This window comes from Vreelandella maris, assembly GCF_013371085.1.
Lineage (GTDB): Bacteria > Pseudomonadota > Gammaproteobacteria > Pseudomonadales > Halomonadaceae > Vreelandella > Vreelandella maris.
Genome location: NZ_JABWCV010000016.1, coordinates 1 through 24404 on the forward strand (window position 1 = coordinate 1; position 24404 = coordinate 24404).

At 54.1% G+C, this 24404-nt stretch carries 21 protein-coding genes and 1 pseudogene; 5 read left to right on the forward strand and 17 right to left on the reverse strand.

The genetic code is table 11. The features are described from left to right. Both HUO07_RS14110 and HUO07_RS14115 read left to right on the forward strand, forming a co-directional pair. Positions 1 to 101: pseudogene (locus HUO07_RS14110) on the forward strand (IS5/IS1182 family transposase); the annotation flags it as partial. A gap of 136 nt (positions 102 to 237) precedes the next feature. Further along, positions 238 to 2187, forward strand: a complete 1950-nt coding sequence (locus HUO07_RS14115; RefSeq protein WP_176304127.1) for a transglycosylase SLT domain-containing protein — start codon at positions 238 to 240, stop codon at positions 2185 to 2187. A gap of 30 nt (positions 2188 to 2217) precedes the next feature. Here HUO07_RS14115 and HUO07_RS14120 read toward each other — a convergent pair whose 3' ends face one another. Next, positions 2218 to 2874, reverse strand: a complete 657-nt coding sequence (locus HUO07_RS14120) for a LysE family translocator (RefSeq protein ID WP_176304128.1) — start codon at positions 2872 to 2874, stop codon at positions 2218 to 2220. Positions 2875 to 3009: 135 nt separating this feature from the next. On the opposite strand from HUO07_RS14120, the gene HUO07_RS14125 reads away from it, so the two are divergent. Continuing rightward, entirely contained in the window at positions 3010 to 3213 is a 204-nt protein-coding gene (locus HUO07_RS14125) for a cold-shock protein (protein WP_007114660.1), read from the forward strand. Positions 3214 to 3293: 80 nt separating this feature from the next. Here the strand turns inward: HUO07_RS14125 and HUO07_RS14130 are convergent, their stop codons facing one another. The 4 genes from HUO07_RS14130 to HUO07_RS14145 all read right to left on the reverse strand — a co-directional run bounded on the left by HUO07_RS14130 (position 3294) and on the right by HUO07_RS14145 (position 8330). Then, positions 3294 to 4076, reverse strand: coding sequence for a putative sodium/potassium/calcium exchanger (locus tag HUO07_RS14130; protein ID WP_176304129.1), 783 nt, complete (start codon positions 4074 to 4076; stop codon positions 3294 to 3296). A gap of 43 nt (positions 4077 to 4119) precedes the next feature. Then, on the reverse strand, positions 4120 to 5079 hold the full coding sequence (yegS, locus tag HUO07_RS14135) for a lipid kinase YegS (RefSeq protein WP_176304130.1): 960 nt from the start codon (positions 5077 to 5079) through the stop codon (positions 4120 to 4122). 56 nt (positions 5080 to 5135) lie between these two features. Further along, on the reverse strand, positions 5136 to 7766 hold the full coding sequence (pepN, locus tag HUO07_RS14140) for an aminopeptidase N (protein WP_176304131.1): 2631 nt from the start codon (positions 7764 to 7766) through the stop codon (positions 5136 to 5138). Positions 7767 to 7844: 78 nt separating this feature from the next. Beyond that, entirely contained in the window at positions 7845 to 8330 is a 486-nt protein-coding gene (locus tag HUO07_RS14145; RefSeq protein WP_007114656.1) for a YajQ family cyclic di-GMP-binding protein, read from the reverse strand. A gap of 255 nt (positions 8331 to 8585) precedes the next feature. Between HUO07_RS14145 and cobO the strand changes: the two genes are divergently transcribed. Then, on the forward strand, positions 8586 to 9185 hold the full coding sequence (gene cobO / locus HUO07_RS14150; protein WP_176304132.1) for a cob(I)yrinic acid a,c-diamide adenosyltransferase: 600 nt from the start codon (positions 8586 to 8588) through the stop codon (positions 9183 to 9185). Positions 9186 to 9268: 83 nt separating this feature from the next. Here cobO and HUO07_RS14155 read toward each other — a convergent pair whose 3' ends face one another. The 11 genes from HUO07_RS14155 to HUO07_RS14205 form a co-directional block, all read right to left on the reverse strand. Beyond that, a complete protein-coding gene (locus tag HUO07_RS14155; RefSeq protein WP_101146260.1) occupies positions 9269 to 10564 on the reverse strand; it encodes an adenylosuccinate synthase in 1296 nt (431 codons plus the stop codon). Next, positions 10564 to 11760, reverse strand: coding sequence for an ATP phosphoribosyltransferase regulatory subunit (locus HUO07_RS14160; RefSeq protein WP_008958622.1), 1197 nt, complete (start codon positions 11758 to 11760; stop codon positions 10564 to 10566). The genes HUO07_RS14155 and HUO07_RS14160 overlap by 1 nt, the downstream gene beginning before the upstream one ends. 199 nt (positions 11761 to 11959) lie before the next feature. Beyond that, positions 11960 to 12856, reverse strand: a complete 897-nt coding sequence (gene hflC / locus HUO07_RS14165; RefSeq protein WP_176304133.1) for a protease modulator HflC — start codon at positions 12854 to 12856, stop codon at positions 11960 to 11962. Next, the gene (gene hflK / locus HUO07_RS14170; RefSeq protein ID WP_176304134.1) at positions 12857 to 14134 is read right to left on the reverse strand and encodes an FtsH protease activity modulator HflK; all 1278 of its coding nucleotides are present in this window, start codon (positions 14132 to 14134) and stop codon (positions 12857 to 12859) included. It lies immediately after the preceding gene. A 147-nt stretch (positions 14135 to 14281) separates the two neighbouring features. Next, a complete protein-coding gene (gene hflX / locus HUO07_RS14175; protein WP_176304135.1) occupies positions 14282 to 15592 on the reverse strand; it encodes a ribosome rescue GTPase HflX in 1311 nt (436 codons plus the stop codon). 37 nt (positions 15593 to 15629) lie between these two features. Continuing rightward, on the reverse strand, positions 15630 to 15878 hold the full coding sequence (hfq, locus tag HUO07_RS14180; protein WP_007114649.1) for an RNA chaperone Hfq: 249 nt from the start codon (positions 15876 to 15878) through the stop codon (positions 15630 to 15632). Between the two features lie 166 nt (positions 15879 to 16044). Further along, positions 16045 to 16983 carry a tRNA (adenosine(37)-N6)-dimethylallyltransferase MiaA gene (gene miaA, locus HUO07_RS14185; RefSeq protein WP_176304136.1) on the reverse strand — a complete coding sequence of 313 codons (939 nt, stop codon included), beginning with the start codon at positions 16981 to 16983 and terminating at the stop codon, positions 16045 to 16047. Positions 16984 to 17034: 51 nt separating this feature from the next. After that, positions 17035 to 18969, reverse strand: coding sequence for a DNA mismatch repair endonuclease MutL (gene mutL / locus HUO07_RS14190; RefSeq protein WP_176304198.1), 1935 nt, complete (start codon positions 18967 to 18969; stop codon positions 17035 to 17037). Between the two features lie 32 nt (positions 18970 to 19001). Continuing rightward, positions 19002 to 20465, reverse strand: a complete 1464-nt coding sequence (locus tag HUO07_RS14195; protein ID WP_176304137.1) for an N-acetylmuramoyl-L-alanine amidase — start codon at positions 20463 to 20465, stop codon at positions 19002 to 19004. Continuing rightward, a complete protein-coding gene (tsaE, locus tag HUO07_RS14200) occupies positions 20456 to 20989 on the reverse strand; it encodes a tRNA (adenosine(37)-N6)-threonylcarbamoyltransferase complex ATPase subunit type 1 TsaE (RefSeq protein ID WP_176304138.1) in 534 nt (177 codons plus the stop codon). The genes HUO07_RS14195 and tsaE overlap by 10 nt, the downstream gene beginning before the upstream one ends. Positions 20990 to 21000: 11 nt before the next feature. Further along, positions 21001 to 22473, reverse strand: coding sequence for an NAD(P)H-hydrate dehydratase (locus tag HUO07_RS14205; RefSeq protein WP_176304200.1), 1473 nt, complete (start codon positions 22471 to 22473; stop codon positions 21001 to 21003). 97 nt (positions 22474 to 22570) lie between these two features. Here HUO07_RS14205 and queG point away from each other — a divergent pair, with 97 nt between their 5' ends. Next, on the forward strand, positions 22571 to 23698 hold the full coding sequence (gene queG / locus HUO07_RS14210) for a tRNA epoxyqueuosine(34) reductase QueG (protein ID WP_422822698.1): 1128 nt from the start codon (positions 22571 to 22573) through the stop codon (positions 23696 to 23698). A gap of 5 nt (positions 23699 to 23703) precedes the next feature. Here the strand turns inward: queG and orn are convergent, their stop codons facing one another. Continuing rightward, entirely contained in the window at positions 23704 to 24297 is a 594-nt protein-coding gene (gene orn, locus HUO07_RS14215) for an oligoribonuclease (protein ID WP_176304139.1), read from the reverse strand. Between the last annotated feature and the right edge of the window lie 107 nt (positions 24298 to 24404).

Here is a 24404-nt window from a genome sequence, read left to right on the forward strand (position 1 = left end):
TGAAGCCGTATCGCGCCATAGCGACGCGTTACGACAAGCTCAAGCGAAACTACGAAAGCATGGTGGCCTTAGCTTGTGGTTGTTTATGGCTGCCCATGTGAAACGTCAACAGACCCTAGTATCTGGGCAGTCAGATCATGGTTATTTACATTCGTTCAATATAGCGGTTGCTCGATAATACCTGTGGACTACCTCCACCGAGCTTAAACAGAGTTAAATTGATAGAGAGAGAGCACCATGTTGGCTTCACCATTTCGCCATACCGCTCGCGCACTATGTACAACCCTGCTGGTGGGGCTACCCGCGTTTTCGTGGGCCGCCTCAGACAGTGAGTTACGCGATGCACTCGCTGCCGCAAGAGAGCAACAGTGGGAGCAAGTTGATACCCGCTCAATAGAAAGTCATCCCTTAAAGGGCTATGTGGAATATCACCGGCTGAGGGGGCAGCTGCCCCATCTATCGCCTGACAGAGTGCAAGGTTTTATCAACCAGTACGCTGATTCACCACTAGCGGTCTGGATGCGCGGCCAAGCGATTGCAAAGTATGGCCATGCGGGACGTTACAATGACTTACTAGCGGTCGCTGACGGCGAGCCAGCAGGTAAAGCGCGGCAATGTTATTACTACACGGCACTACTGGCTACTCAACCCCAGCAGGCCAGCGAAGCAGGCCTTAATTTGTGGCGCACGGGCAGTTCACAGCCTGATGCGTGCGATCCGTTGTTTAACCGCCTGCGCGCTAACGGCACTATTGATGCCACGGCCATCTGGGAACGCAAAATGTTGGCTTGGCAAGCCGGAGAAACGCGCCTTTCAAATTATCTGGGCGGGCTATTAAGTGGCCAGTGGCAAACCGCGCTGGACACCATCGACAGTGTCACCAACAGCAGTCACGCAATCACTCAGGCACCTTCGTGCCTAGGTCCGGAGTGTGCGGCTACCGCTAGCTTTTATCAGGCGGCCATGCAGCGATTTACGCGAGAAGATACGCCCGCAGCATTTGCTGCTTGGCAAACGCTCTCACCACGCCTAAACCTGCTACCCAGCGACCGTGCAGCCATTGAGGAAGAGCTGGCTTTTTACGCTTTGGTCCGCGATGTGCCGGGTACACTTAGCTGGGTCGACAGCGTGCTACCAACCCTTGAGAGCGAGCGTGTCTTAGAGCTGCGTGTCCGCCATGCATTGGCTAACCGTGACTGGAACGGCGTGCTTCACTGGGTTGCCGAAATGCCGGTAGACCAACAGGAAAATAGTCGCTGGCAGTACTGGCTGGGCCGTGCCAACGCGCAACTTGGCAACCATACAGCCGCTGAGGAACGTTACCAGCAGGCGGCGACAGATCGCAGTTTTTACGGCTTTGCCGCCGCCGAAAAACTCGGTCAGCCCTACCAGTTGAATATGGAACGTAATCATTTTGACGAAGCGTCGCGGCAGCGTATAGCGCAACTGCCTGCCGTGCAGCGTACCGAGGCATTGCTTCGTATTGGTGAAGATGGGCTTGCCAATAGCGAGTGGCTGCATGCGGTACAAACTGGCTCTCCACAGCAGGCACGCGCATTAGCCGATTATGCTGCCCAGCAGCAGTGGCATGCTCGCTTGGTGCAAACCACCATTGCAGCCGAGATGTGGGACGCCTTGGATTGGCGTTTTCCCCAGGCCTACCACGATAGCTTTCAGCACTGGGGCCGGCTCACCGGCGTTGATCCCTACCTACTGATGGCCATTACCCGCCGCGAAAGTGCTTATAATCCAAACGCCCTTTCGCCTGCAGGCGCGCGAGGCTTAATGCAACTAATGCCAGGCACTGCTAGCCAAGTCAGCCGCGAGCTGGGCATTAACGATCCAGGCCCCTACGGCGTGCTGGACCCAGAGCTAAATATCCGTTTGGGAAGCACCTACTTGCGTGACAAGCTGCAACGCTACCAGGGCAATCGCTTAGCAGCCGCTGCGGCTTATAACGCTGGCCCTGGTCGAGTTGACCAATGGCTAGGTGATGGCGTGGAGGCGTTTGACCTATTTGTGGAAAGCATCCCCTTCCGCGAAACCCGCGACTACGTACAGGCCGTCCTGAGCTATCGTGTGATTTTTGAAAGCCTTGCTAACGGTGGCAACAGCGAAGGCGTTTCGCTGCTGAGCGATAACGAACAGCAGGTACGCTACGACCGGGCGTTGCTCGCCCGTCGTTAGGCTAGCTACCCACTAGCCTTGGCGCCCGGTCTAAACCGGGCGCTGAGTGAGTGCAAGCCGGATACCAAAGATAACCAACACGGTTCCCGTAGCGGCGTTCAAGGTTTGCGCAAAACGCGCGTTGGCGAGCCACTTACCGGCACTCCCCACCATCATTACCACGCTGATCTGCCAAATATTGGCGATAATGAAATGCACGCCAGCCAGCCAAAGGGATTTCAGCAAAGCAGGATCGCCGGGGGCGATAAACTGAGGCAAAAACGCCATGTAGAAGACCACCGTTTTGGGGTTCAACACATTGGACAAAAAGCCCTCTTTGACTGGCTGCCAGCGAGAAACAGCAGGCGTATCTTTTAGTACGCCATTAACGGGCAGCGGCTGCCCTCGCCTCGCTGCCAATAAACTGGTGATCCCCAGCCAAATCAAGTATCCCGCCCCTACCAGCTTCAACATATGAAATGCCCAGGCCGATTGCAGCAGAATAAGCGAGATGCCTAACGCAGAGATAGTGGCATGGATAAACAGCCCACAGCAGATAGCTACACTGGTAGTCACACCATCGCGAATGCCTCCACGAGCCGTGTTACGGATGACTAGCAGCGTGTCGACGCCAGGGCTAATCGTAAGCAGCGTGATAGCCACCAGGAAGGAAATAAACTGCGCATCAACAAAATCCAACTGCATCATTTGTGCTTGCTCGCAAAGAAATAAAAAATCTTAGGTATGTGGCTGGACGACAGCCGCGTTTGCATCTAGAGTAATTGTAGCGGGTGGACAATTGAGTTGCCCGTTTGAATATTAAGCATGTTAAGGAAATAGAAAATGGCAACTGGCACAGTTAAGTGGTTCAACGATACTAAAGGCTTCGGCTTCATCTCTCCTGATGACGGCGGAGACGATCTGTTCGCCCACTTCTCCGAAATTCAAGCTGAAGGCTTCAAGACCCTGCAAGACGGTCAAAAAGTCAGCTTTGAAGTGACTCAGGGTAAAAAAGGCCTTCAGGCTTCCAACATCCGCCCAGCTTAATTGCTACCGGATGGACAAAGGCCCGCTAACGCGGGCCTTTTTTATGGCTGATTTTTAAGGCTCAGCTTAGCCACAACTGTTTATTCCTCACGATTACGGTTAGCTGCTTGGCTATCTGCACTGGTATCAAGCTCATCCATCTCACTAGCGCCTATATCACTATCACTCGCGTCTGACTCGATCGCTGGGCCAGTCTCGGCCTCTCGACTCTCCAATTCCTGAAACTGCTCTTCAAGACGCTGCTGCGCTTCTTCAAAGCGACGCTCTGTATCCTCGATCAAAGCCTCAACGTCGGTAGCTTCACGGTTATCTTCCAACGGCGTCCGCTCTGGCAAGCTGCTGTCTTCGTCCCAGCTAGACGAGAAATCTTCATTTTCCATCGGCTCTAACGTGGGCGCCTGCTGCTCTACCTCTTGAAACTGCTCTTCAAGGCGCTTTTCCGCTTCTTCAAAGCGGCGTTCAGTTTCGGCAATCATCTCATCGACATCCGAACGGGTTGCTTCCCCCGGCATTGCGCTTTCCTCATCAAGCACATCGTCAGGGTCGGCGGCAAGTGTATCTTCTTCGGCCTCTACCGTCGCAGCATCAGCAGAACTATCACCATTTTGGCTGTCCAGAGCTTCCGCTTGCTCAAGTTCTTCAGCGGCTTGCTGTGCCTCAATATCATCCTCTACTTCTTCGGGGCTAGACATTTCGGCCGCATTTTCAGCCGCTGCTGGGGACTCCTCTTCGCGCACTGTTTCATCATCCGTCACATCAGAATTATCATCTGGTGTTACGGTGGGATCTTCCTGGGAGTCACCGCAGGCACTCAGCAGTAGAGCCATTGCGGCAACTACAGGTATCCACACGCGATTTGCCATTAGATACTTCTCCTTTATAACGTTTAAAACTGAGTCAAATCAGTTAAGGCTGGTTGCTGGAAGAGAGCAAGGGGCACTCTTCTGGTAACAACACACGCAACGCTAGAGGTACTACTTCGGCACAGAAATGGTCATAACAGCGCGCCTCACCATCCAGCGTTAATGGCCAGGGCGGATCACCCGCCTGTGTCGTCAGCGTTAGTTGAGTCGTGGTGAAATAGCGCACAAATCGCCCCTCAGAGGGAAAGCTTTGCAGCTCGCTAATCAACTTGCTCAGCTCTGTCACCGAACTAAAGTCCTTGACCAGAAGCACATCCAGACGACCATCATCAAGCTTGGCCCGTGGCCCCAGTACCTGCCCTCCGCCTGATTGGCGGCCATTGCCTAGTGCTAGCAACAGTAGCGATGCACTCTCCTCTTTTTCATCCCAATGTAGCGTGCCGCGATAGCTGCGGTGTCGCCATGCTTTGAGCGCGCCCATCAATGAATACGCGCCGCCCCCCAATAGTCGCTTTAGGGTTTTCGGCGTTGATGAGGTAATTTCAGCGCCAAATCCCCCGGTCGTCATATTGATATAGTAGCTGGTTGCGGACTCACCACCCGCACCAGCCGTCACACGCACAACGTCAATGGGGTAGGCACTTAGCGCTCTTGCGGCGGCTAAAGCAGGGCCTGGCTCTAATGGCAAACCAACTGAGGTGGCAAAATCATTGGCACTGCCTAATGGCACGATACCTAATGCCGGCCGACGATCATGGGGCAAACGCATCAGCCCGTTCATGACTTCGCTAACCGTGCCATCGCCACCGCAGGCAATCACATGCGTAATACCCATGGTGTCAGATAGCTCAGCAATATCAGCAGCGTCGCCCCCTTCCCAGGTAGCTCGAACAGTAATTTGCATCCCTGCTTGGCGTTGTTCATTGACTGCTTCACGCAATGCCGGGTTACCGGCAGATTTACCATTAATAATAAGTAAATAGTGTTGCTGCGAATCTGTCACCGTTGTTGTTCCTTTCCTTGGTTAACTGCTTTTGCCCACTATGCCTCTACCTGTACCTAAGCCAATGCTTTCTCGACCACCTCATACACATTTGGAGACAGCGGCTGTTGCCTAATACGTTCTAGCTGAGACCGCATTAATACTTGGCGGGTTTCATCAAAACGCTGCCAGCGCGTTAGCGGCGTGATAAGCCGCGCGGCAATTTCTGGATTAAGCCGGTTGAGTTCAATCACCACATCGGCCAACAGCTGGTAGCCCTGACCATCTAAGCGGTGGAAATTGACTCGGTTCTGGGCAAACGCCCCAATGAGGGCACGCACTTTGTTGGGATTCTTAAGTGAAAAAGCGGGGTGTTGCATCAGGTACTTCACGCGCTCAAGCACATCTCCCTGCGGGCGTGAGACCTGAATGGTGAACCACTGATCCATCACTAAGGGGTCATGCGCCCATTTTTCGCCAAATGATTTCAATGCTGGCGAGGCCAAATCATCGCGATCGCTGTGCACCAGTAACGTCAGCGCTTGACGCACATCGGTCATATTATGGTCAGCGGAAAATTGCGCTTCACATAGCGCTAAACCTTGCTCATCTTCTATCGACATGAGATAGGAGAGCGCGACATTTTTCAGACTACGTTGGGCAATTTGCTCAGGCGTCGGGGCGTAAGGCTCCTCCGTCACATTGGCCTCATAGATCGCCACAAACTCTTCGCGTAGGGCTAACGCCAGCGATTGGCGCACAAATTCACGTGCCGCGTGTATGGCGTCGACATCCACAATAGGCTGCTGCTCCGCTATATACGCTTCTGAAGGAAGTGTCAGCATTTCAGCTAATACCGCCTTATCGCTGATTGGGCCGTTCAGAAGTGTTTTAAAGGCATCAACAACACGGCTGTCCATCACCTTCTCGACACTGTTACGGTGGGCAGCAATTAAGTCATCCAACGCCAACAGCGCCAAGCGCTGGCCAGCATCCCAGCGGTTGAAGCCATCGCTGTCGTGGGTCAACAAAAAGGCCAGATCTTCTCGTGAATAGGGGAAGTGCAACTTAACGGGCGCTGAAAATTCACGTAGTAAAGACGGCACCGGCGCTTCAGCGACATCAGTAAAGACAAATGTCTGCTCATCATCACGTAGGTGAATAACGGCATCTTTGCCTATTTTTTCGCCATTGAGGGTTAACGTTAAGTCTTGACCTGATTTTGTACCGACTAACCCCATACGTACGGGAATATGCAGCGGCAGTTTATCGGGCTGGCCTGGTGTCGCGGGCGTGCGCTGACGCAACGTTAAATGATATTCACCATGCACATAGTCATACTCGCCGTGAGCATCAATATCCGGCGTACCTGCCTGGGAGTACCAACGCATAAACTGGCTTAAATCCTCGCCGGAGGTTTCCGCCATGCAGCCTACAAAGTCTTCAATCGTCACCGCTTGGCCATCGAATCGCTCAAAGTAAAGGTCTGAGCCGCGACGGAAATTCTCCTCCCCCACTAAATTACGCAGCATGCGTACGACTTCTGCTCCCTTCTCATAAATCGTCAGGGTGTAGAAGTTGGTAATTTCAATAAAGTGGTCAGGGCGAATCGGATGCGCCGTAGGACCAGCATCTTCGGCAAACTGTGCCGTGCGGAAAAAGGAGACATCCTGGATGCGCTTAACCGGTGCTGAATTGGTATCCGCCGAGAAACACTGATCACGGAAGACCGTAAAGCCCTCTTTCAACGAAAGCTGGAACCAGTCGCGACAAGTGACACGATTGCCTGACCAGTTATGAAAGTATTCGTGGGCGACGATGCCTTCAACATTCTGAAAGGCGGCATCGGTAGCGGTATGGGGATGCGTCAGCACCGCGGCGGAGTTAAAGATATTAAGGCCTTTATTCTCCATCGCCCCCATATTGAAATCATTGACGGCCACGATCATAAATAGATCCAGGTCGTATTCACGGCCATACGCCTGCTCATCCCACACCATGGCGCGTTTCAACGAGGCCATAGCATGTTCGGTCTTATCCAGGTTCTCTTGCTCCACCCAAACTTGCAGCGTGACCTCGCGACCGCTCATGGTGGTGAAGTGGTCTTCTACGCTATGCAGGTTGCCTGCCACTAGAGCGAATAGGTAACAGGGCTTGGGGTGCGGATCTTCCCAGGTGACGAAATGACGACCACCTTCCAGCTCGCCGCGCTCTAACGGGTTACCGTTAGCCAGTAATACTGGTTCACGCTGCTGATCGCCGATCACCGTGACCTTGAAGGTCGCCATGACATCTGGGCGGTCGGGGTAAAAGGTAATACGTCGAAAACCCTCGGCTTCGCACTGAGTACAGTACATGCCGTTGGACTGATAAAGCCCTTCTAACGCCGTGTTCTCTTGCGGTGCGATCTCTACCTCACTCTCCAACACAAACCGCTCTGGAACATTGGCAATACTTAGGGTCTCTGCATCTACTTGATACGCGGATTCATTCAGCGGCGTTGCATCGATCGACAGGGAGATGAGCTTTAAATGTTCGCCGTTTAACACCAGCGGCGCATTCGCGTCAGCTTTCGCATGTCGCTCTATCAACAATCGCGCCTTCACACGGGTCGCGGCGGGGTCAAGATCAAACGTCAGCTCGGTATGAGTTACCCGGTAAGCGGGTGGCTGGTAGTCGCTTAAATAAACCGGCTGCGGATCAGACATAATGCGTGACTCCTGTATAAAACGAATATTTATATAGTTAATACCGGGTGACGGCGGCGAGTGGCGCTGCCCTGCTAGTTAGTCGCGGAAATTATCAAACTGGAGCGGCAAATCTGGTCCCTCTTCGCCCCGCAGCAACGCCATAACAGCTTGTAAATCGTCGCGCTTTTTACCCGTTACCCGCACCTTCTCACCCTGAATTTGTGCCTGTACTTTGAGCTTGCTGGCTTTGATGCGCTTAACCACATCTTTGGCTTCCGCCGCATCAAGCCCTTCCTTTAAAGCAACTTCCTGGCGGGCTTTTACACCGGAGAGCACCGGGTCTTGAACGTCCATACAGCGGGCATCAATGCCACGGGCGATAAGACGGGCTCGCAGCACATCAAGCATTTGCTTAAGCTGGAAATCAACTTCCGCCTCTAGCTGCACTTTATCGCCTTCCAAAGTGAAGCTGGCGTCGACGCCTTTAAAATCAAAACGCGATTGCACTTCGCGGTTGGCTTGATCAACGGCGTTAGCACCTTCGTGCTTATCGAACTCTGAGACAATATCAAATGAAGGCATGATGTAATTCCTGACAAGACATGACCACCTATTCTAGAGCAGCCAGCCCCCTAGGGGCCAATTCTGTTGTTTATCTCTTGTCCTTTTCGGTTTTGAAGCATGTTTTATTGAACCAAAACCTGATTATCACCCACCTAAATCTATACAAAAGTTATCCATCAAGCTCTTCAAAAAGATGTTCAACCCCTGTTAGATGACTTAGGCTAGCGCGATAGCCTTCTTGCTATCTTAAAAACGTTACCCCCAGGAGACATCATGAGTGACCGCGAGACCCGCCATAAAGCCTCCATGCAGAAGTTGAAAGCACGCGTAGATGAGAAGGTCGCCAGTGCCGACGAACAGCGCGGCCTAATCATTGTTAATACCGGTAACGGAAAAGGCAAAACCACCGCAGCCTGGGGGACGGTCACCCGTGCCTTGGGTTATGGCTATAAAGTTGGCGTGGTGCAGTTTATTAAAGGTCTCTGGGAGTGCGGCGAACGTAAACGATTGGAGGAAGACACCAATCTTGAGGTAGCGATAATGGCCACCGGCTTTACCTGGGATACCCAGAATCGCCAAGCGGACACAGAGGCGTGCCACGCGGTATGGAAAGACGCCGAGCGTATGCTAGCGGACCCAGAGATCTATCTGGTGGTGCTTGATGAAATTACCTATATGCTCAAGTTTGGTTACTTGGACATTGAAACCGTTAAACAAGCGCTGGAGAAACGCCCGACGGAACAGACGGTGATTATTACGGGAAGAAATGCCCATCGCGAGCTAGTCGCCATGGCCGATACGGTGACTGAAATGCAGGAAGTTCGTCATGCCTTCAATAACGGCTTACAAGCGCGCCGCGGTATCGACTTTTAAAAATAAGCTTACACATACAGAAAAGGGGCAACTCAGTTGCCCCTTTTGCTCATCTGCTTCTCAATAGCCAACTTGAACCGTTATTAACTATCGAACGGGTTACGCAGCACGATGGTTTCCATACGGTCTGGACCAGTAGAAATGATATCAATACTTGTACCCACCTGCTCTTCAAGGAAGCTGATGTAGGCGCGGGCATTGGCAGGCAAATCTTCGACCTGTTTAGCGCCCAACGTGGACTCTTTCCAGCCAGGTAAATCCTGGTAAAGCGGTTCGACGGCTTCGTAGCCTTCCGAATCCACAGGGTTATCCAATACGTCGCCATCTTTACTGCGATAGCCAACGCAGACGCGGATATTTTCCAACCCATCCAGTACATCCAGCTTGGTCAGGCAGATGCCAGAGACCGAGTTGATCTGCACCGCGTGACGCAGGGCCACGGCGTCAAACCAACCGCAGCGGCGTGCACGGCCAGTCGTGGCACCAAACTCATGACCACGCTCGGCAAGGTGGCGGCCATCAACGTCAAATAGCTCAGTGGGGAATGGGCCTGAGCCAACGCGAGTGGTATATGCCTTAGTAATGCCCAGCACGTAATCCAAATAAAGCGGGCCGACGCCAGAGCCTGTGGCCGTGCCACCTGCAGTGGTGTTTGAGCTGGTTACGTACGGGTAGGTACCGTGGTCGATATCCAGCAGCGAGCCTTGAGCACCTTCAAACAGGATATTCTCACCAGCTTTACGGAGGTCGTGCACCATGCTGACGGTGTCGCAGACCATTGGGCGCAGCTCTTCAGCCATCTGCATTGCAGTATCCAGCACTTCCTGGAAGTCGACCGCCGGTTCGCCGTGGTAATTCACCAACACGAAGTTGTGGTAGTCGAGCACTTCGCCCAGCTTGGAAGCAAAGCGCTCGCGATGAAGCATATCGCCTAAGCGCAGGCCACGGCGGGCCACTTTATCTTCGTAAGCGGGACCAATGCCACGGCCGGTGGTGCCAATTTTAGCGATGCCCCGGGCCTTTTCACGGGCCTGATCCAGGCGCACATGGTAAGGCAGGATCAGCGGACAAGCGGGTGAAAGACGCAGGCGCTCACGTACCGGTACGCCTTTGGCTTCCAGCTCACGGATCTCTTTGATCAGCGCTTCAGGTGAAAGCACCACGCCATTACCAATCACGCAGGTTTTGCCTGGACGCAAAACGCCGGAAGGAATCAGGTGAAGAACGGTTTTTTCACCGTCGATGACCAGCGTATGGCCAGCATTGTGACCACCTTGGAAACGCACCACGGCGGATGCTGATTCAGTCAACAGGTCAACAATCTTACCTTTGCCCTCGTCACCCCATTGGGTGCCCAGCACTACGACATTCTTACCCATTATGATGCACTCGTCTCTTGTGTCAGGGCCGTTGGCTGCCAACGACCATTGATAAGCTCAAGACGGCGGTCACATTCATGCTCCGCCGGCCCAGTACGCTGCCCAGGCAGCGCTTGAATCACGCGTTCCCCTTGCTCACGCAGTGCAACAATGGCAGCGTTGAGCGACTCATCCTGCTGGGCGGGTGCCCAAATACTACCGCGACTCGGGGCAGCCAGAGCCAACGACGCCAGCTGCTTAAGATCCATCGAGAAACCGGTAGCGGGGCGAGCGCGACCAAAGGCTCGCCCTGTGTCGTCATAACGCCCGCCTTTAGCAAGCGCATGCCCATAGCCCGGCACGTAGGCGGCAAACATCATACCGGTATGGTACTGATAGCCACGCAACTCAGCCAAGTCAAAGTAGAGCGACACATCAAAGCGCGCCAATACGCCTTGATAGAGCGCATCCAACTGATCCAATGCCGCCGTGACCGAGGCAGGAGCGCCAGCAAAACGCTCGCGCGCTTGGCTTAAAATATCCGCTCCGCCATGCAGCTCACCAAGCGCCAGCAACATATCCGCTAATGCCGGGTCACTAACACTAGCGTCTACAAGCTGTGCTAATTGCGTAGGCGATTTTAGCGCCAGCGCTTCGAATAGCGCGCTCTCTTGCTCATCACTGAGCGCAGCTGCTTCAACTAGGCTACGGTAAATACCGATGTGCCCAAGCGCTAAGTGGATCTCCTGAGCGCCGGCCGCTTTCATACTCGCCAGCGCCAAGTGAATAATTTCACTGTCAGCCTCAAGCCCAGCATGGCCAAACAGTTCAGCGCCTACCTGCACGGGACTGCGCCCGCCTTGGTGCTGATCCGCCTTTGCACGCAATACGTTGGTGCAATAACAAAGGCGCACTGGCCCCTGTCGCTTAAGCGAATGGGCGTCCATACGCGCTACTTGCGGCGTTACGTCAGCCGAGGCGCCCATCATGCGGCCGGTGAGCTGGTCGGTCAGCTTAAAGGTCTGCAGATCGAGATCTGTCCCCGTACCTGTTAACAAGGAGTCCAAAAACTCCACCGGCGGCGGCATTACTTGGTCATAGCCCCAGCAATGGTAAAGATCGAGCAGCGCGCGGCGCAGCTCTTCCATGCGGCTTGCCTGAGGCGGCAGCACCTCATCCATGCCGTCGGGCAGTAGCCAGCGGTCAGCGATGGTCATGTGAACAATCCTGCAAGACGATGAAGGCCCAACAAACTCAAGCAGTAACGAAGCAATATGATTGCCGACGCCAGCGTTAAATGAGGGCCACAAAAAAACCGGGCGACGCCCGGTTGATAAATTCTATCACGTTTATTGGCCGGATAAACCCCGCCAGGCCCTAGGAATGACGTGACGAGGTGCACCGGCCAAAAGCGACTTACTCGCTGTCGCTTTCGCGACCTTCCGGCTCTGGGTTACGCAAATAGCGGAAGAAATCGCTATTCGGCTCCAGCACCATTAGATTGCCATCATCAGCAAAGCTTTCGCGATAAGCTTCTAGACTACGCCAGAAGGAGAAGAACTCCTCGTTCTGACCATACGCTTCAGAGAAGATCGCAGCAGCCTGGGCATCACCTTCACCACGCAGTGTTTCTGAGCGCTCATTGGCTTGAGCAAGCAACACCTGACGGCGACGATCTGCGTTGGCCCGAATACGCTCAGCCTCTTCCTGACCTTGAGCACGCCATTCGCGAGCTTCACGCTCACGCTCGGAGCGCATACGCTCAAACACCGCTGCCGAGACGTCTTCGGGCAAGTCGATTCGCTTAATACGAATATCGCGGATAGCTACACCTAGCTCTTCACGCATTAGCTCATCGAGCTCTGCGGTAGGGCCGGTCATCAGGTCATCACGTCGTTCAGCGATGATTTCCTGAAGATTCAAACGGCCAAACTCGTTACGCAGGCTTTCATCCACACGCGGCTGAATCAGTCGAATAGCCATTAGCTCATCGCCTGCCGTCGCTTCGTAGTAGCGTGTTGGATTAACCACCTGCCACTTAACGTAGGAATCGACGATAACTGCCTTCTGCTCAAGCGTCAGATAGCGACTAGTGTCTGTATCCAGCGTCAGCAAACGCGTATCAAACTTACGAATCGTTTGCGCGATCGGCACTTTTGCGTGCAAACCAGGCTGAATATTCTCTTCGATGACTTCACCAAAACGCAACTTAACGGCACGTTCAGTTTCGTCTACCACGTACAGAGTGTTGCTCGCCAGCCACGCAACGGCAGCCAGACCACCAACAATCAGCAGGGATCGATTATTAATCATTTACCGGCCCTCCCTGCGGATGGAGTTACTACTATTGGTATTCGTTGATGAGCTACTCTGGGTACTGCGTAGCCGCTCAAGCACATCGGCGTCCAACTGCTCATTACTGCTATTCTCGCTATTGCCAGACGATGAATCGTTGCGATTGCCACCAGTACCGCCGCGCATTTGATCCAGCGGGAGATACATTAATGGGGCGTTTTCGCTCACATCCAGCAGCACTTTCGGCGAATTACTGAACACTTCTTCCATTGTGTCTAGATACATACGCTCGCGCATGATATCCGGCGCATTACCGTACTCCGAGAGTAGCGAGTTAAAGCGGTTGGCTTGACCCTGCGCTTCAGCTACCACCGACTCACGATACCCTTGGCCCTGCTCAACTATACGCTGCGCCTGGCCCTGAGCTGCAGGAATGATCGCATTAGCGTACGCCATCCCTTCGTTGATCGTACGCTGACGATCTTCACGGGCACGGATAACGTCATCAAAGGCATCAATTACCGGTGCAGGAGCAGACGTCGACTCAATGTTGATGGTTTGTAAACGAATACCAGCACCATAGTTATCGAGATAGGACTGCAGACGGCTAGAGACAGAGCTGCCCAGAATCTCACGACCCGAGGTCAGAATATCGATCATATCAGTACCGCCAACCACGTGACGCAGTGCCGAATCCAACGCATTCTCAATAGAGATAGCGGGATCACGTACGTTTAAAACGAAATCACGAGGATTAGCGACTTGGTACTGTGCTGAAATTTCCACTTCAACGATGTTTTCATCGCGGGTCAGCATGGACTGCGTTTGAGTCAATGACCGCACGCGCGTCACATTCACCATCCGCACATCATCAATCAAAGGCGGATTCCACTGCAGGCCAGGTTCTACAATGCCCTGGAATTCGCCAAAACGAAGCACAACACCACGCTCGGATTGGTCGACTAAGTAAAAGCCCATCGCGGCCCAAATCGCCAGCGCAACAATAATCAGTAAGCCAGGCAAAGCGAAAGGGTTACGGCTTTTACCGCCACCGCCACCACCATCGCTTTTTTTGCTGCCCCCTTTTTTACCGCCACCCAGCATACTGTTGAGCTTATCCTGAAATTTTTTCAGCGCTTCATCCAGATCAGGAGGACCTTGGTTACCGCCTCCTTTATTGCCGTTGTTGCCACCATTATTACTACCACGGTTTCCATCGTTATCATTTCCACCGCGTCGGCCGCCACTACTCCAAGGGTCGTGCTGGTTGCCACCACCAGGCTCATTCCAGGCCATACTTCGTCTCCACTAAGGTATTCGCTAACGCAAATGCCAGCGTTTTAAACGATAGCATTGCGTTTTGATATTATTGCTCTATAAACCTTGTACCATTTTTATACAAAGCAGAATACAAGCAGTGCTTTAAGATTCGTAATGAGTAGCCTACCACTCATCGGATTCTTGTAACGCTACCGGTAAATAAGTATTGGCACGCTCGCCTAACTGAGCCATCAACTGATTAAAATCGCGCCGCGGCAAACGCACATCTAGCACCGAATGCCCCTGCTCATCAAAAGCTTCCTCACGAACTGCATTTAGTTCGTGAAGACCAGCACGCAGCTTACCTTGCTCAGGGTTAAGTGTCAGCGAGAAGCCAATCACATCGTTTGCTAAGCGTTCGGTCAGTGCTTCATGAAGTAATTCAAGCCCCTGGCCCTGCTGCGCTGAGAGCCAAACCACCTCTGGCACACCATGACCATCACGTTCAATACGCGGCGCGCTGTCGAGCTTATCGATTTTATTCATGACTTTGAGCACTGGCACATCATCTGCACCAATCTCTTTTAGCACTAGCTCCACCTGCTCCACATTTAACTCGCGGTCAGGGTCTGCTGCATCAATCACGTGTACCAGCAACGACGCTTCTGAAGCTTCTTGAAGCGTCGCTTGAAACGCCTCGACCAGCTTGTGCGGTAAATGACGGATAAACCCGACGGTGTCAGCCATTACCACAGGTCCGACGTCTTCAATTTCAAGCCGACGCAACGTTGGGTCTAGTGTGGCAAACAGCTGATCAGCGGCGTAAACATCAGAGTTAGTTAACGCGTTGAACAACGTCGATTTACCCGCGTTGGTATAGCCCACCAGCGATACACTGTGGATTTCAGCACGAGCACGGGCGCGACGATTCTGATCGCGCTGGCTACGCACTTTATCAAGCCGCTTGTGAATCGATTTAATCCGTCCACGCAGCAGGCGTCGGTCAGTTTCAAGCTGAGTTTCACCTGGGCCGCGCAGGCCAATCCCGCCTTTTTGGCGCTCAAGGTGTGTCCACCCGCGTACTAGGCGAGTCGACATATATTCAAGCTGTGCAAGCTCTACTTGCAGCTTACCTTCATGCGTTCTTGCCCGCTGCGCAAAAATATCGAGAATAAGACCGGTACGGTCAAGCACTCGGCACTTGAGCTCTTGCTCAACATTGCGCTCTTGAGAGGGACTTAAGCTGTGATTGAAGATCACCAATTCTGCCGCGTGAGCCGCGAGCATTGCCCGCAACTCTTCCAGCTTTCCTGACCCAATAAATGTGCGTGAGTCAGGCCGGTGGCGGCTGGCAGTGAGTAGAGTCGCAGGCTCTGCACCCGCAGAGCGTACGAGCTCTAGAAACTCACCCGGGTCTTCACGTTTTTGCTCATCATAGAAATCGACATGAACAAGAACTGCCGTTTCACCGGCGTCTGGGCGTTCGAAAAACAATCAATACCTCGTGGAATCTCTTGCTTATCCAGCGGTGTTAAATCTCGGCGTCTTGCTCTGCCGGGTCTTGCGCAGGCAAGCGTACGTTACGAGACGGAACAACCGTAGAAATAGCGTGTTTATAAACCATCTGACTGACGGTGTTGCGCAACAAGATAACAAACTGGTCAAACGATTCGATCTGGCCCTGAAGCTTAATGCCATTGACCAAAAAGATGGAGACCGGAATGCGCTCTTTGCGCAGAATGTTCAAGTACGGGTCTTGAAGGGACTGCCCTTTGGACATGTTGCTCTCCCTAAAACTGTCGTTGGGGGTTAATTATCAAATGGCGTGCCCTACTAGTGCTACGCCGCAATCTTTTTGCCCGAAAGGCCTAATGTTGTCGAAAAAGCCAAGTGGCCATTCGAAAACATACGCTTACTAAATCACTATCTTGAAGAACTATCTTACGCTAAGCACCGCTTTCACGCACGAGTTTCAATACCTTATCAAGCGCGTCAGGGCGCTGCGAATCTACCCATTCAAGCGATGGCCAGCTTCTTAACCACGTTAGCTGACGCTTTGCGAGTTGGCGAGTCGCGATTATGCCCCGCTCAACAAGCGTGGCGTAATCATATTCACCTTCCAGGTACTCCCACACTTGACGATAACCAACACTCTTCATCGCCGGTAGGCCTAAATGCAAGTCATTACGCTTTTTGAGGGCAGTAACTTCATTTATCAAGCCCTCATCCATCATTAGTTCAAAGCGCTTAGCGATACGTTGATGCAAAAGGGCACGATCACTAGGCGCCAACGCTATCGACAACACGCGCCATGGAAAGGTTTCAGGCTGTTGCTCCGCCCATAACTCACTCATTGGCCGCCCGCTGGCATAATACACTTCTAGCGCACGTATTAAGCGTTGAGGATCATTGGGATGGATACGTTGAGCGGAAACCGCATCCACTTCAGCCAATCGTTTATGCAGAGACTCCAGCCCCTCATATTGCCATTGCGTTTCAAGCTGTTGGCGAATGACCGGGTCAGCCGAAGGTAAATTGGCCACACCTTCTATCAGCCGCTTGTAATAAAGCATGGTACCGCCGACCAACAGAGGAACCCGGCCTGCCGCGCTGATTTGTCGCATCAGTTTTATCGCATCTTCACGGAAGTCAGCCGCTGAATAAGGCTCAGCAGGGTCGCGGATATCAATCAAGTGATGGGGTGCACGGGCAAGTTCAGCGGTACTAGGTTTGGCGCTGCCAATATCCATACCGCGATACACCATCGCTGAATCAACGCTGATCAGCTCATGCCCTAAGCGCTCATGCAACGCCATCGCGGTATCGGTTTTCCCGGCCGCTGTCGGGCCCATCAAAAAAATTGCCCAAGGGCGCGTATCAGCCATGCGCGGGTAGTGCTCCAATATTTAACAGAAATTAAATTTTCGATCGTGCTGCTATTGGCCTCTTAAGAACAGCCGATCAAGCGCTTTTAGTCCCATCTGCGTCCAGGTGGGTCGGCCGTGATTGCACTGATCACTGCGCTCCGTGCGCTCCATGTCGCGCAGCAGCGCATTCATTTCATCAATGGTGAGCCGCCGATTGGCGCGCACGCTACCGTGGCAAGCCATGGTGGAGAGCAATTCATGAAGCCGCGCCTCGACTTGATGGGTCCGCCCGTAACGCGCCAGCTCCTCCAACATCTGGCGTACCAGGGCTTCTGGATCCGCCTGGGAGAGCAACGCTGGCAACTGGCGCACCAGCAGCGTTTCCGGTCCGGCAACATCCAGCTCAATGCCCAACTTGGCGATAGCCTCTTGCTCGCTCTCAGCCGTCGCCACTTCTGCCCGACTAGCGGCGATAGAAACCGGCACTAGCAGCGGCTGGGCATCTACTCCTTTAGCAGCCGCTAGCTGTGTTTTCATACGCTCATAGACAATTCGTTCATGGGCGGCATGCATATCCACCACCACCAAACCCTGAGCGTTCTGGGCCAGAATATAAATACCGTGCAGTTGCCCCAGCGCAAACCCAAGCGGCGGTGCCACCGTGGGGTCGTTATCAGGCATCGCCAGAGGCGCTTCACGCACTTCGTTTTCGCCTTCACTCGCCACGTCAACCTGCGGCGTTAACAGCGTCTCTTCATGGTTGGGGTGAAGCGCCTGATAGCCTTGCATAAAGCGGCGCACACGCTCAGCACCAGGGTGGCGATCCGAAGAGTGAGTCAGCGCAATGCCCTGCTGCTGCCAGCGAGGTTGCTCGGCGTTTTCACCTGCCCCCGCACCTACCTGGGGCGGCTGCCCACGCTCTTGCTGCTGAGAAGCAACGACACCATTCGCCTCTTCGTCGCTATTTTCGTCACCGCTTTCTGCAGGCTTAGAGGACGCCAAGCAGTGATGCAGGCTGGAGTACAGAAAATCGTGCACCATACGGCCATCACGAAAACGGACTTCATGCTTGGTAGGGTGAACATTGACGTCCACTACATCCGGATCAAGCTCCAGGTAGAGCACAAACACCGGATGCCGACCGTTAAACAGCACATCGCGATACGCCTGACGCACCGCATGGGCCACCAAACGGTCACGCACCACACGGCCATTAACGAAAAAGTATTGCTGATCAGCCTGAGAGCGGGAGTGAGTCGGCAGCCCCACCCAACCACTTAGTCGCAAACCACCCGCTTCGCGTTCGATATAGCGGGCGTGCTCGATAAAGTTTTTACCTAGCAGCGAGGCAATTCGCCGCTCGCGAGCTGCCGCCGAGTGCCCAGGAGGAAGTTGATGAATCACTTTCTGGTTGTGGCGCAATACCCAGGCGATGTCGTAGCGCGATAGTGCCTGACGGCGAAAGGCCTCTTCAACATGCGCAAATTCGGTCTTTTCGGTACGCAGAAACTTGCGCCGTGCGGGAGTGTTAAAAAACAGATCGCGCACGCCAACGCTAGTCCCGCGGGGGTGCGGCGCAGGCGTCACTCGTGCCTCCATTCCTCGCCCTTCCGCGACCACCCGCCAGCCATGACGAGGATCTTCCTCAGCGTTGGAGATCAGCTCAAGCCGGGAAACAGAGCTAATTGAGGCCAGCGCCTCCCCCCTAAAACCTAACGAGCTAACGCCTTCCAGGTCTTCGAGGCTACCAATCTTACTGGTGGCATGACGTGCCAAAGCGAGCGGTAAATCCTCTTCGCCAATACCAATGCCATCATCACGCACCTTAATAAGCCGCGTTCCGCCCTGCTCAATTTCTACTTCAATGCGCTGGCTACCCGCATCAATGGCGTTTTCAATCAGCTCTTTTGTCACCGACGAGGGGCGCTCAACCACCTCGCCAGCGGCAATCTGGTTGGCCAACCGTGGGTCGAGCACATGAATTCGCGGCGCAGTTGCGGTCATCTCAGTCAACACGACACCTCAAGAACGATTTCTCATGAACGGGGAATTTGTAACACTTGGCCAACCCGTATCACATCACCATTAATATCATTGGCCTGCTTCAATTGATTCACCGGTACACCGTGACGTACAGCAATCGCCGACAGGGTATCGCCCGACTGGATACGGTATTCATTACCCGCAGGACTACGTTGATTATCGCGCTGCCAGGCAAGCAAACTGGCAGGCGGTGGGTAACGCTGGAAGTGATCGCGCAAGCCACTGAAAATAGCCTGGGCGAGCCCTCCCTGATGAACCGGATCGCGCAGGCGACGCTCTTCGTCAGGGTTGGATATAAAGCCCACCTCAATCAATAGCGAAGGAATATCAGGAGACTTCAGCACCATAAACCCGGCCTGTTCAACTCGTGATTTATGCAACCGATTCACCCGTCCTAATTGTTCCAGCACTTGCCCGCCGATAGAGAGCGAATCATTCAACGTCGCGGTCATGGTGAGATCTAAAAGTACGCCACGCAGCACCTGGTCTTTGTCTCGCAGCGACAAGCTACCATCGACGCCGCCGATCAGGTCAGAACGGTTTTCACTATCCGCCAGCCACTGGGCTGTTTCCGAGGTAGCACCACGTTGAGAGAGCGCATAAACCGAGCTGCCTTGAGGGCGAGGACTGGTAAAGGCGTCGGCGTGTACCGAGACAAAAAAGTCGGCTTTTTGCTCACGAGCCAAGGCGGTACGTTGACGAAGCCCCAGATAATAGTCGCCATCACGAACCAGCACGGCTTTAAAACCTTCGGTGCCGTTCACCTCCGAGGCTAAACGGCGGGCGATTTCCAGCACTACATCTTTTTCACGCGTGCCTGAAGGGCCAATGGCGCCTGGGTCTTCCCCGCCGTGCCCAGCATCAACCGCAATAATAATATCTCTACGCGGATGCGGCTTGGCTTCCTGCACGGCCGTCGGCGCTTCATTACGGGGTGGCTCTACACTGCCGGGCAGTTGAGCTTGAGTCGAGGCACGCTGCGCCTGAATCTCCTGCTCACGAATCATCGCCTCGATAGGGTCAATGGGATTCTCAACGGCACTTTCACCCGGATACTCGAGATCAACCACCAGCCGATGCCCATACTGATCATTAGGCGTCAGGGTAAAATGGCGCGGCTCTATAGCTCGATTAAGCTCAAGCACTACGCGTAAACCGCCGCCCTCCCGCTTACCTGTTCGCACTGAGGTAATGGCACTGTCATGCAGCGGCAACGTGCTAGGGTCGGTATCCATTTGCGTATCGTCTAAATCGATCACTAAACGCGCGGGATTTTGTAACGAAAACACATTGGCACTGGTGGCCGCAGACAGATCAAACACCAGACGCGCGTGATCAGGCGCCGCCCATAAGCGCATGCTTTCGACGCTGGACGCTTGAACGTTGATCGCCGTGAGAGCAAAGAAACTAACGGCCAATAGACGATACACACGAGCTGCAGCGGCCTTCATTTCCATTGAATCACACCATTCTCCAACTGATCGTCGCTTAACTTACTTGTTGCACTGGCCTGGCTTACTTCATGGGCTTGGCGCTCTAGCAATGACAGGATACGCGCGCCCAAATCACTGCAAGCCGTTAAAGTGATCAAACGGCCTTGTTCAGCCACTGCCAAAGCAAGGCGCAGGTCAGGTGTGGGTAACCACCCTTCTCCCCGGCTCGGCCACTCAATAATACACACTGCCTCGTCGGCCAATACATCGCGACCACCGATAAACTCAAGCTCCTCAGGGTCGGATAAGCGATACAGATCTAAATGATACACTCGCTGAGAGCCCAGCTCGTAGGGCTCTATCAGCGTATAGGTGGGGCTTTTCACCGCCCCTTGATGGCCGTACGCCCGTAGAATACCCCGTGTTAACGTGGTTTTACCGGCGCCTAACTCACCTTCCAGGTAGATCAACCCACGACCTTGTAATACCTGCCCTAGCGCTTCGCCAAACGCGACCTGAGCCTCTTCGTTGTCTAATTGCACCTGCATGTGGGCTGCCTTCACGGATTAATCAATTTTCGCGCATAGGATGCCAGATCGCTCGCCAGCAGGCCACGCTCGCCTTCTTGTTGTGCTGCTCGATCAGCCGCTAACGCGTGCACCATCGTGGCTAGCCAGGCACTGAACTCCACATCTCCGCGCTGCGCCATCAATGCACCTAGCATGCCACTGAGCACATCGCCCATGCCACCGCTAGCCATGCCTGGGTTTCCGTAGGGGCACACCACTAAACCAGTGGGGCCAGCAATCAAACTACCAGCGCCTTTCAACACCACCACGCCGCCACGTGCCCGCTGCAGGGCCTGGGCAGCGGCGGGTCGGTCGGCCTGAACCTCCGCCACGGAACAGCCCAATAGCCGTGCCGCTTCACCGGGATGCGGGGTTAATATCCAATTATCGCGTCGAATATCTGGCCACTGGCGTGCTAAAAGATTCAGCCCATCAGCATCTACTACCAACGGCGCGTCTGACTTAAGCGCACTCTGTAATACAGCCTGCCCCCAGGCCGCCTGACCAAGCCCCGGCCCTACCACGACAACGTCGGCCATCGCAGTTAGCTCAGCCGCTTCGGCGCCACCGCGCACGCTGTGGGCCATTACTTCCGGGCAGCGTACCAAACTAGCGGTGATATGCTCAGGGGCCGTCGCCAAGCTCACCTTACCCGCCCCCATCCGCGCAGCGGCCTGGCTGGCCAGTAGCGCCGCGCCGCCAAAGCCGGGAGCGCCGCCCATCACCAGCATATGTCCCATATCCCCTTTATGGCTCGTGCGCAGCCGGGGAGCAAAGGCATCCGCTAAGAGCGAATCATCCAGCCGCCAAGCGGTGGCTGGAATATCAAAATATGCCTGGGCTTTAACACCCAGCGGGCGAAAATCGATCTCACCGGTATAAGCGGGTGCATCACCAGTATACAAACCGATCTTATCGCCGATAAAAGTCACCGTGCAGGCAGCCTTAACGGCAACTCCTGTCGCTGCACCGGTATCAGCAACCAATCCCGAGGGAATATCAATTGCCAGTACCGGCCTCTGAGCAGCATTGATCATTTCGATGGCAAGCCGAAACCGGCCCTCTACCTCACCCGTCAAACCGGTGCCTAACAAGGCATCAATAATGACTTCCCCCGTCAATACAGTGCTGGGTTCCCACTCTTCGCAACCTACGCCCGCGGAGGTTGCCAATTGTGCAGCGCGGGCTGCGTCTCCGCTTAGCTCATCAAGAGGCTTCAGCGTCACTCGCTGCACTTTGAGGCCAGACTGCATGGCCAGCGCTGCCAGCACATGACCGTCACCCCCGTTATTACCACTTCCACACATTACGGTTAAGCTGCGCACCTGAGGCCAGCGTGAACGAAAGCTGTGCCAAGCGCTTGAGGCGGCACGCTGCATCAATGCAAAACCATCGATACCACCGGCAATGGTGCGCCGGTCGAGCTCGCGCACCTGGGCGGCTTTATATAGAGGGCGTAGCATGGAAGTATTCGGGATCGTCACGATCTCTCCTTTCACATGTTTTGATGGCTGCTGATGCGTTAGCATAGCGCGCTTAATGCCTTGCTGTTGATTGACTATGTCTAATTCCACTGCCTTTGCACGTTCTGATAGTGCAATGACTGACCAGAAACTTGCTCGCCTTGCCGACCTGATTAAAACCTGGGGGCGAGAGCTGGGCTTTCAGCAAGTCGGCATTACTGACACTGAATTGTCGGCCCATGAAAGCCATCTCGACGCGTGGCTGGAAAATGACTACCACGGCGAGATGGGCTTTATGGCCAAGCATGGCAGCAAGCGCACTCGCCCCGCAGAGCTTGAACCCGGCACTCAGCGCATTATCAGCGTACGCATGGATTATCTGCCCGCTGAAGTGGAAAGCACCAAGGTACTGGGCCAGCCCAACCGCGCCTATGTATCGCGTTACGCCCTAGGGCGCGATTATCACAAGCTAATGCGTAAACGGTTAGCCCAATTAGCAAAAAAGATTGAGCAAGAAGTAGGCGAATTTGGTTACCGCGCTTTTGTCGACTCAGCACCGGTAATGGAGCGCGCACTGGCCCAAAAAGCCGGGCTTGGCTGGTTCGGCAAAAATGCCATGCTGCTTAACCCCAAAGCGGGCTCGCTGTTTTTCCTGGGCGAACTCTATACGGATCTTCCCCTACCTATCGATGCGCCATTTGAGCAAGAGCACTGCGGCAGCTGCAGCGCGTGCCGCACCGCCTGTCCCACCGGCGCTATTGTTGACGATAAGGTGGTCGACTCACGCAAGTGCATTTCGTATCTCACTATCGAACTACACGGCGCCATACCGGTTGAGTTTCGCCGCGCCATGGGCAACCGTATTTACGGCTGCGACGATTGCCAACTGGTATGCCCTTTTACCCGCTTTACCCGCATGACCCAGGAAGATGACTTTGCGCCGCGCCATGATTTAGATCGCGCTACGCTAATCAGCCTGTTAGCTTGGGGCGAGGCGGAGTTCCTGGATAAAACCGCTGGCAGCCCTATTCGGCGCATTGGCTACGAGCGCTGGCTGCGCAATATCGCCATAGGCCTAGGAAACGCCCCTTGGAGCGAGGCCGCGGAAGCCGCGCTATGGGCGCGCCGAGCCTACCCAAGCGAACTGGTGCGTGAACACGTCGCCTGGGCGCTTGAGGAACAACGCCTCAAGCGCGGCAGGCGTATTGCCACTGATATGTCTTAACCGCTTTACTCTTCTTCGTCGCTGCGCTGTTCAACGCGCAAAAACGTATTACGGTAGTGAGCCAGCTCAGCAATCGACTCTTTAATATCATCCATCGCCAGGTGCACATTCTGTTTGCTGAAGCCCGCCAAGGCGCCTGGATTCCAGCGTTTGGCCACTTCTTTTATGGTAGACACATCAAGATTGCGGTAGTGGAAAAAGTTGAGCAGCGCAGGCATTTCACGCTCAAGAAAACGCCGGTCCTGATGGATACTGTTGCCACACATGGGTGACGATCCGGCCACTGCGTACTGCTGCAGAAATGCCAGGGTTTGCTGCTCGGCTTCGGCTGTTTCCATTTGGCTTGCTTTCACCCGGGCGACTAATCCCGACTCGCCGTGGGTTTTCTGGTTCCAATCGTCCATCTGCGCCAGCAGGCTATCGGGCTGCTTCACCGCAATGACCGGCCCTTCCGCGACCACATTCAAATCGGCATCAGTAATGAGTGTGGCTACTTCAATGATGCGCTCTTTATTTGGATCTAAACCGGTCATCTCTAGATCAATCCATATCAGCAGATCATTGCGTGGCGCCGCTGAATCCGTTGTTTCGTTGCTCATTACCGTTATCCCTTTGCCTAAATGGTCATTAATATCGTGCCAGTGTGCCTTAAATGACAACATCAAGCAGCCCATATAGAACCGCCTGGCTGTTTGATGGCATCTTT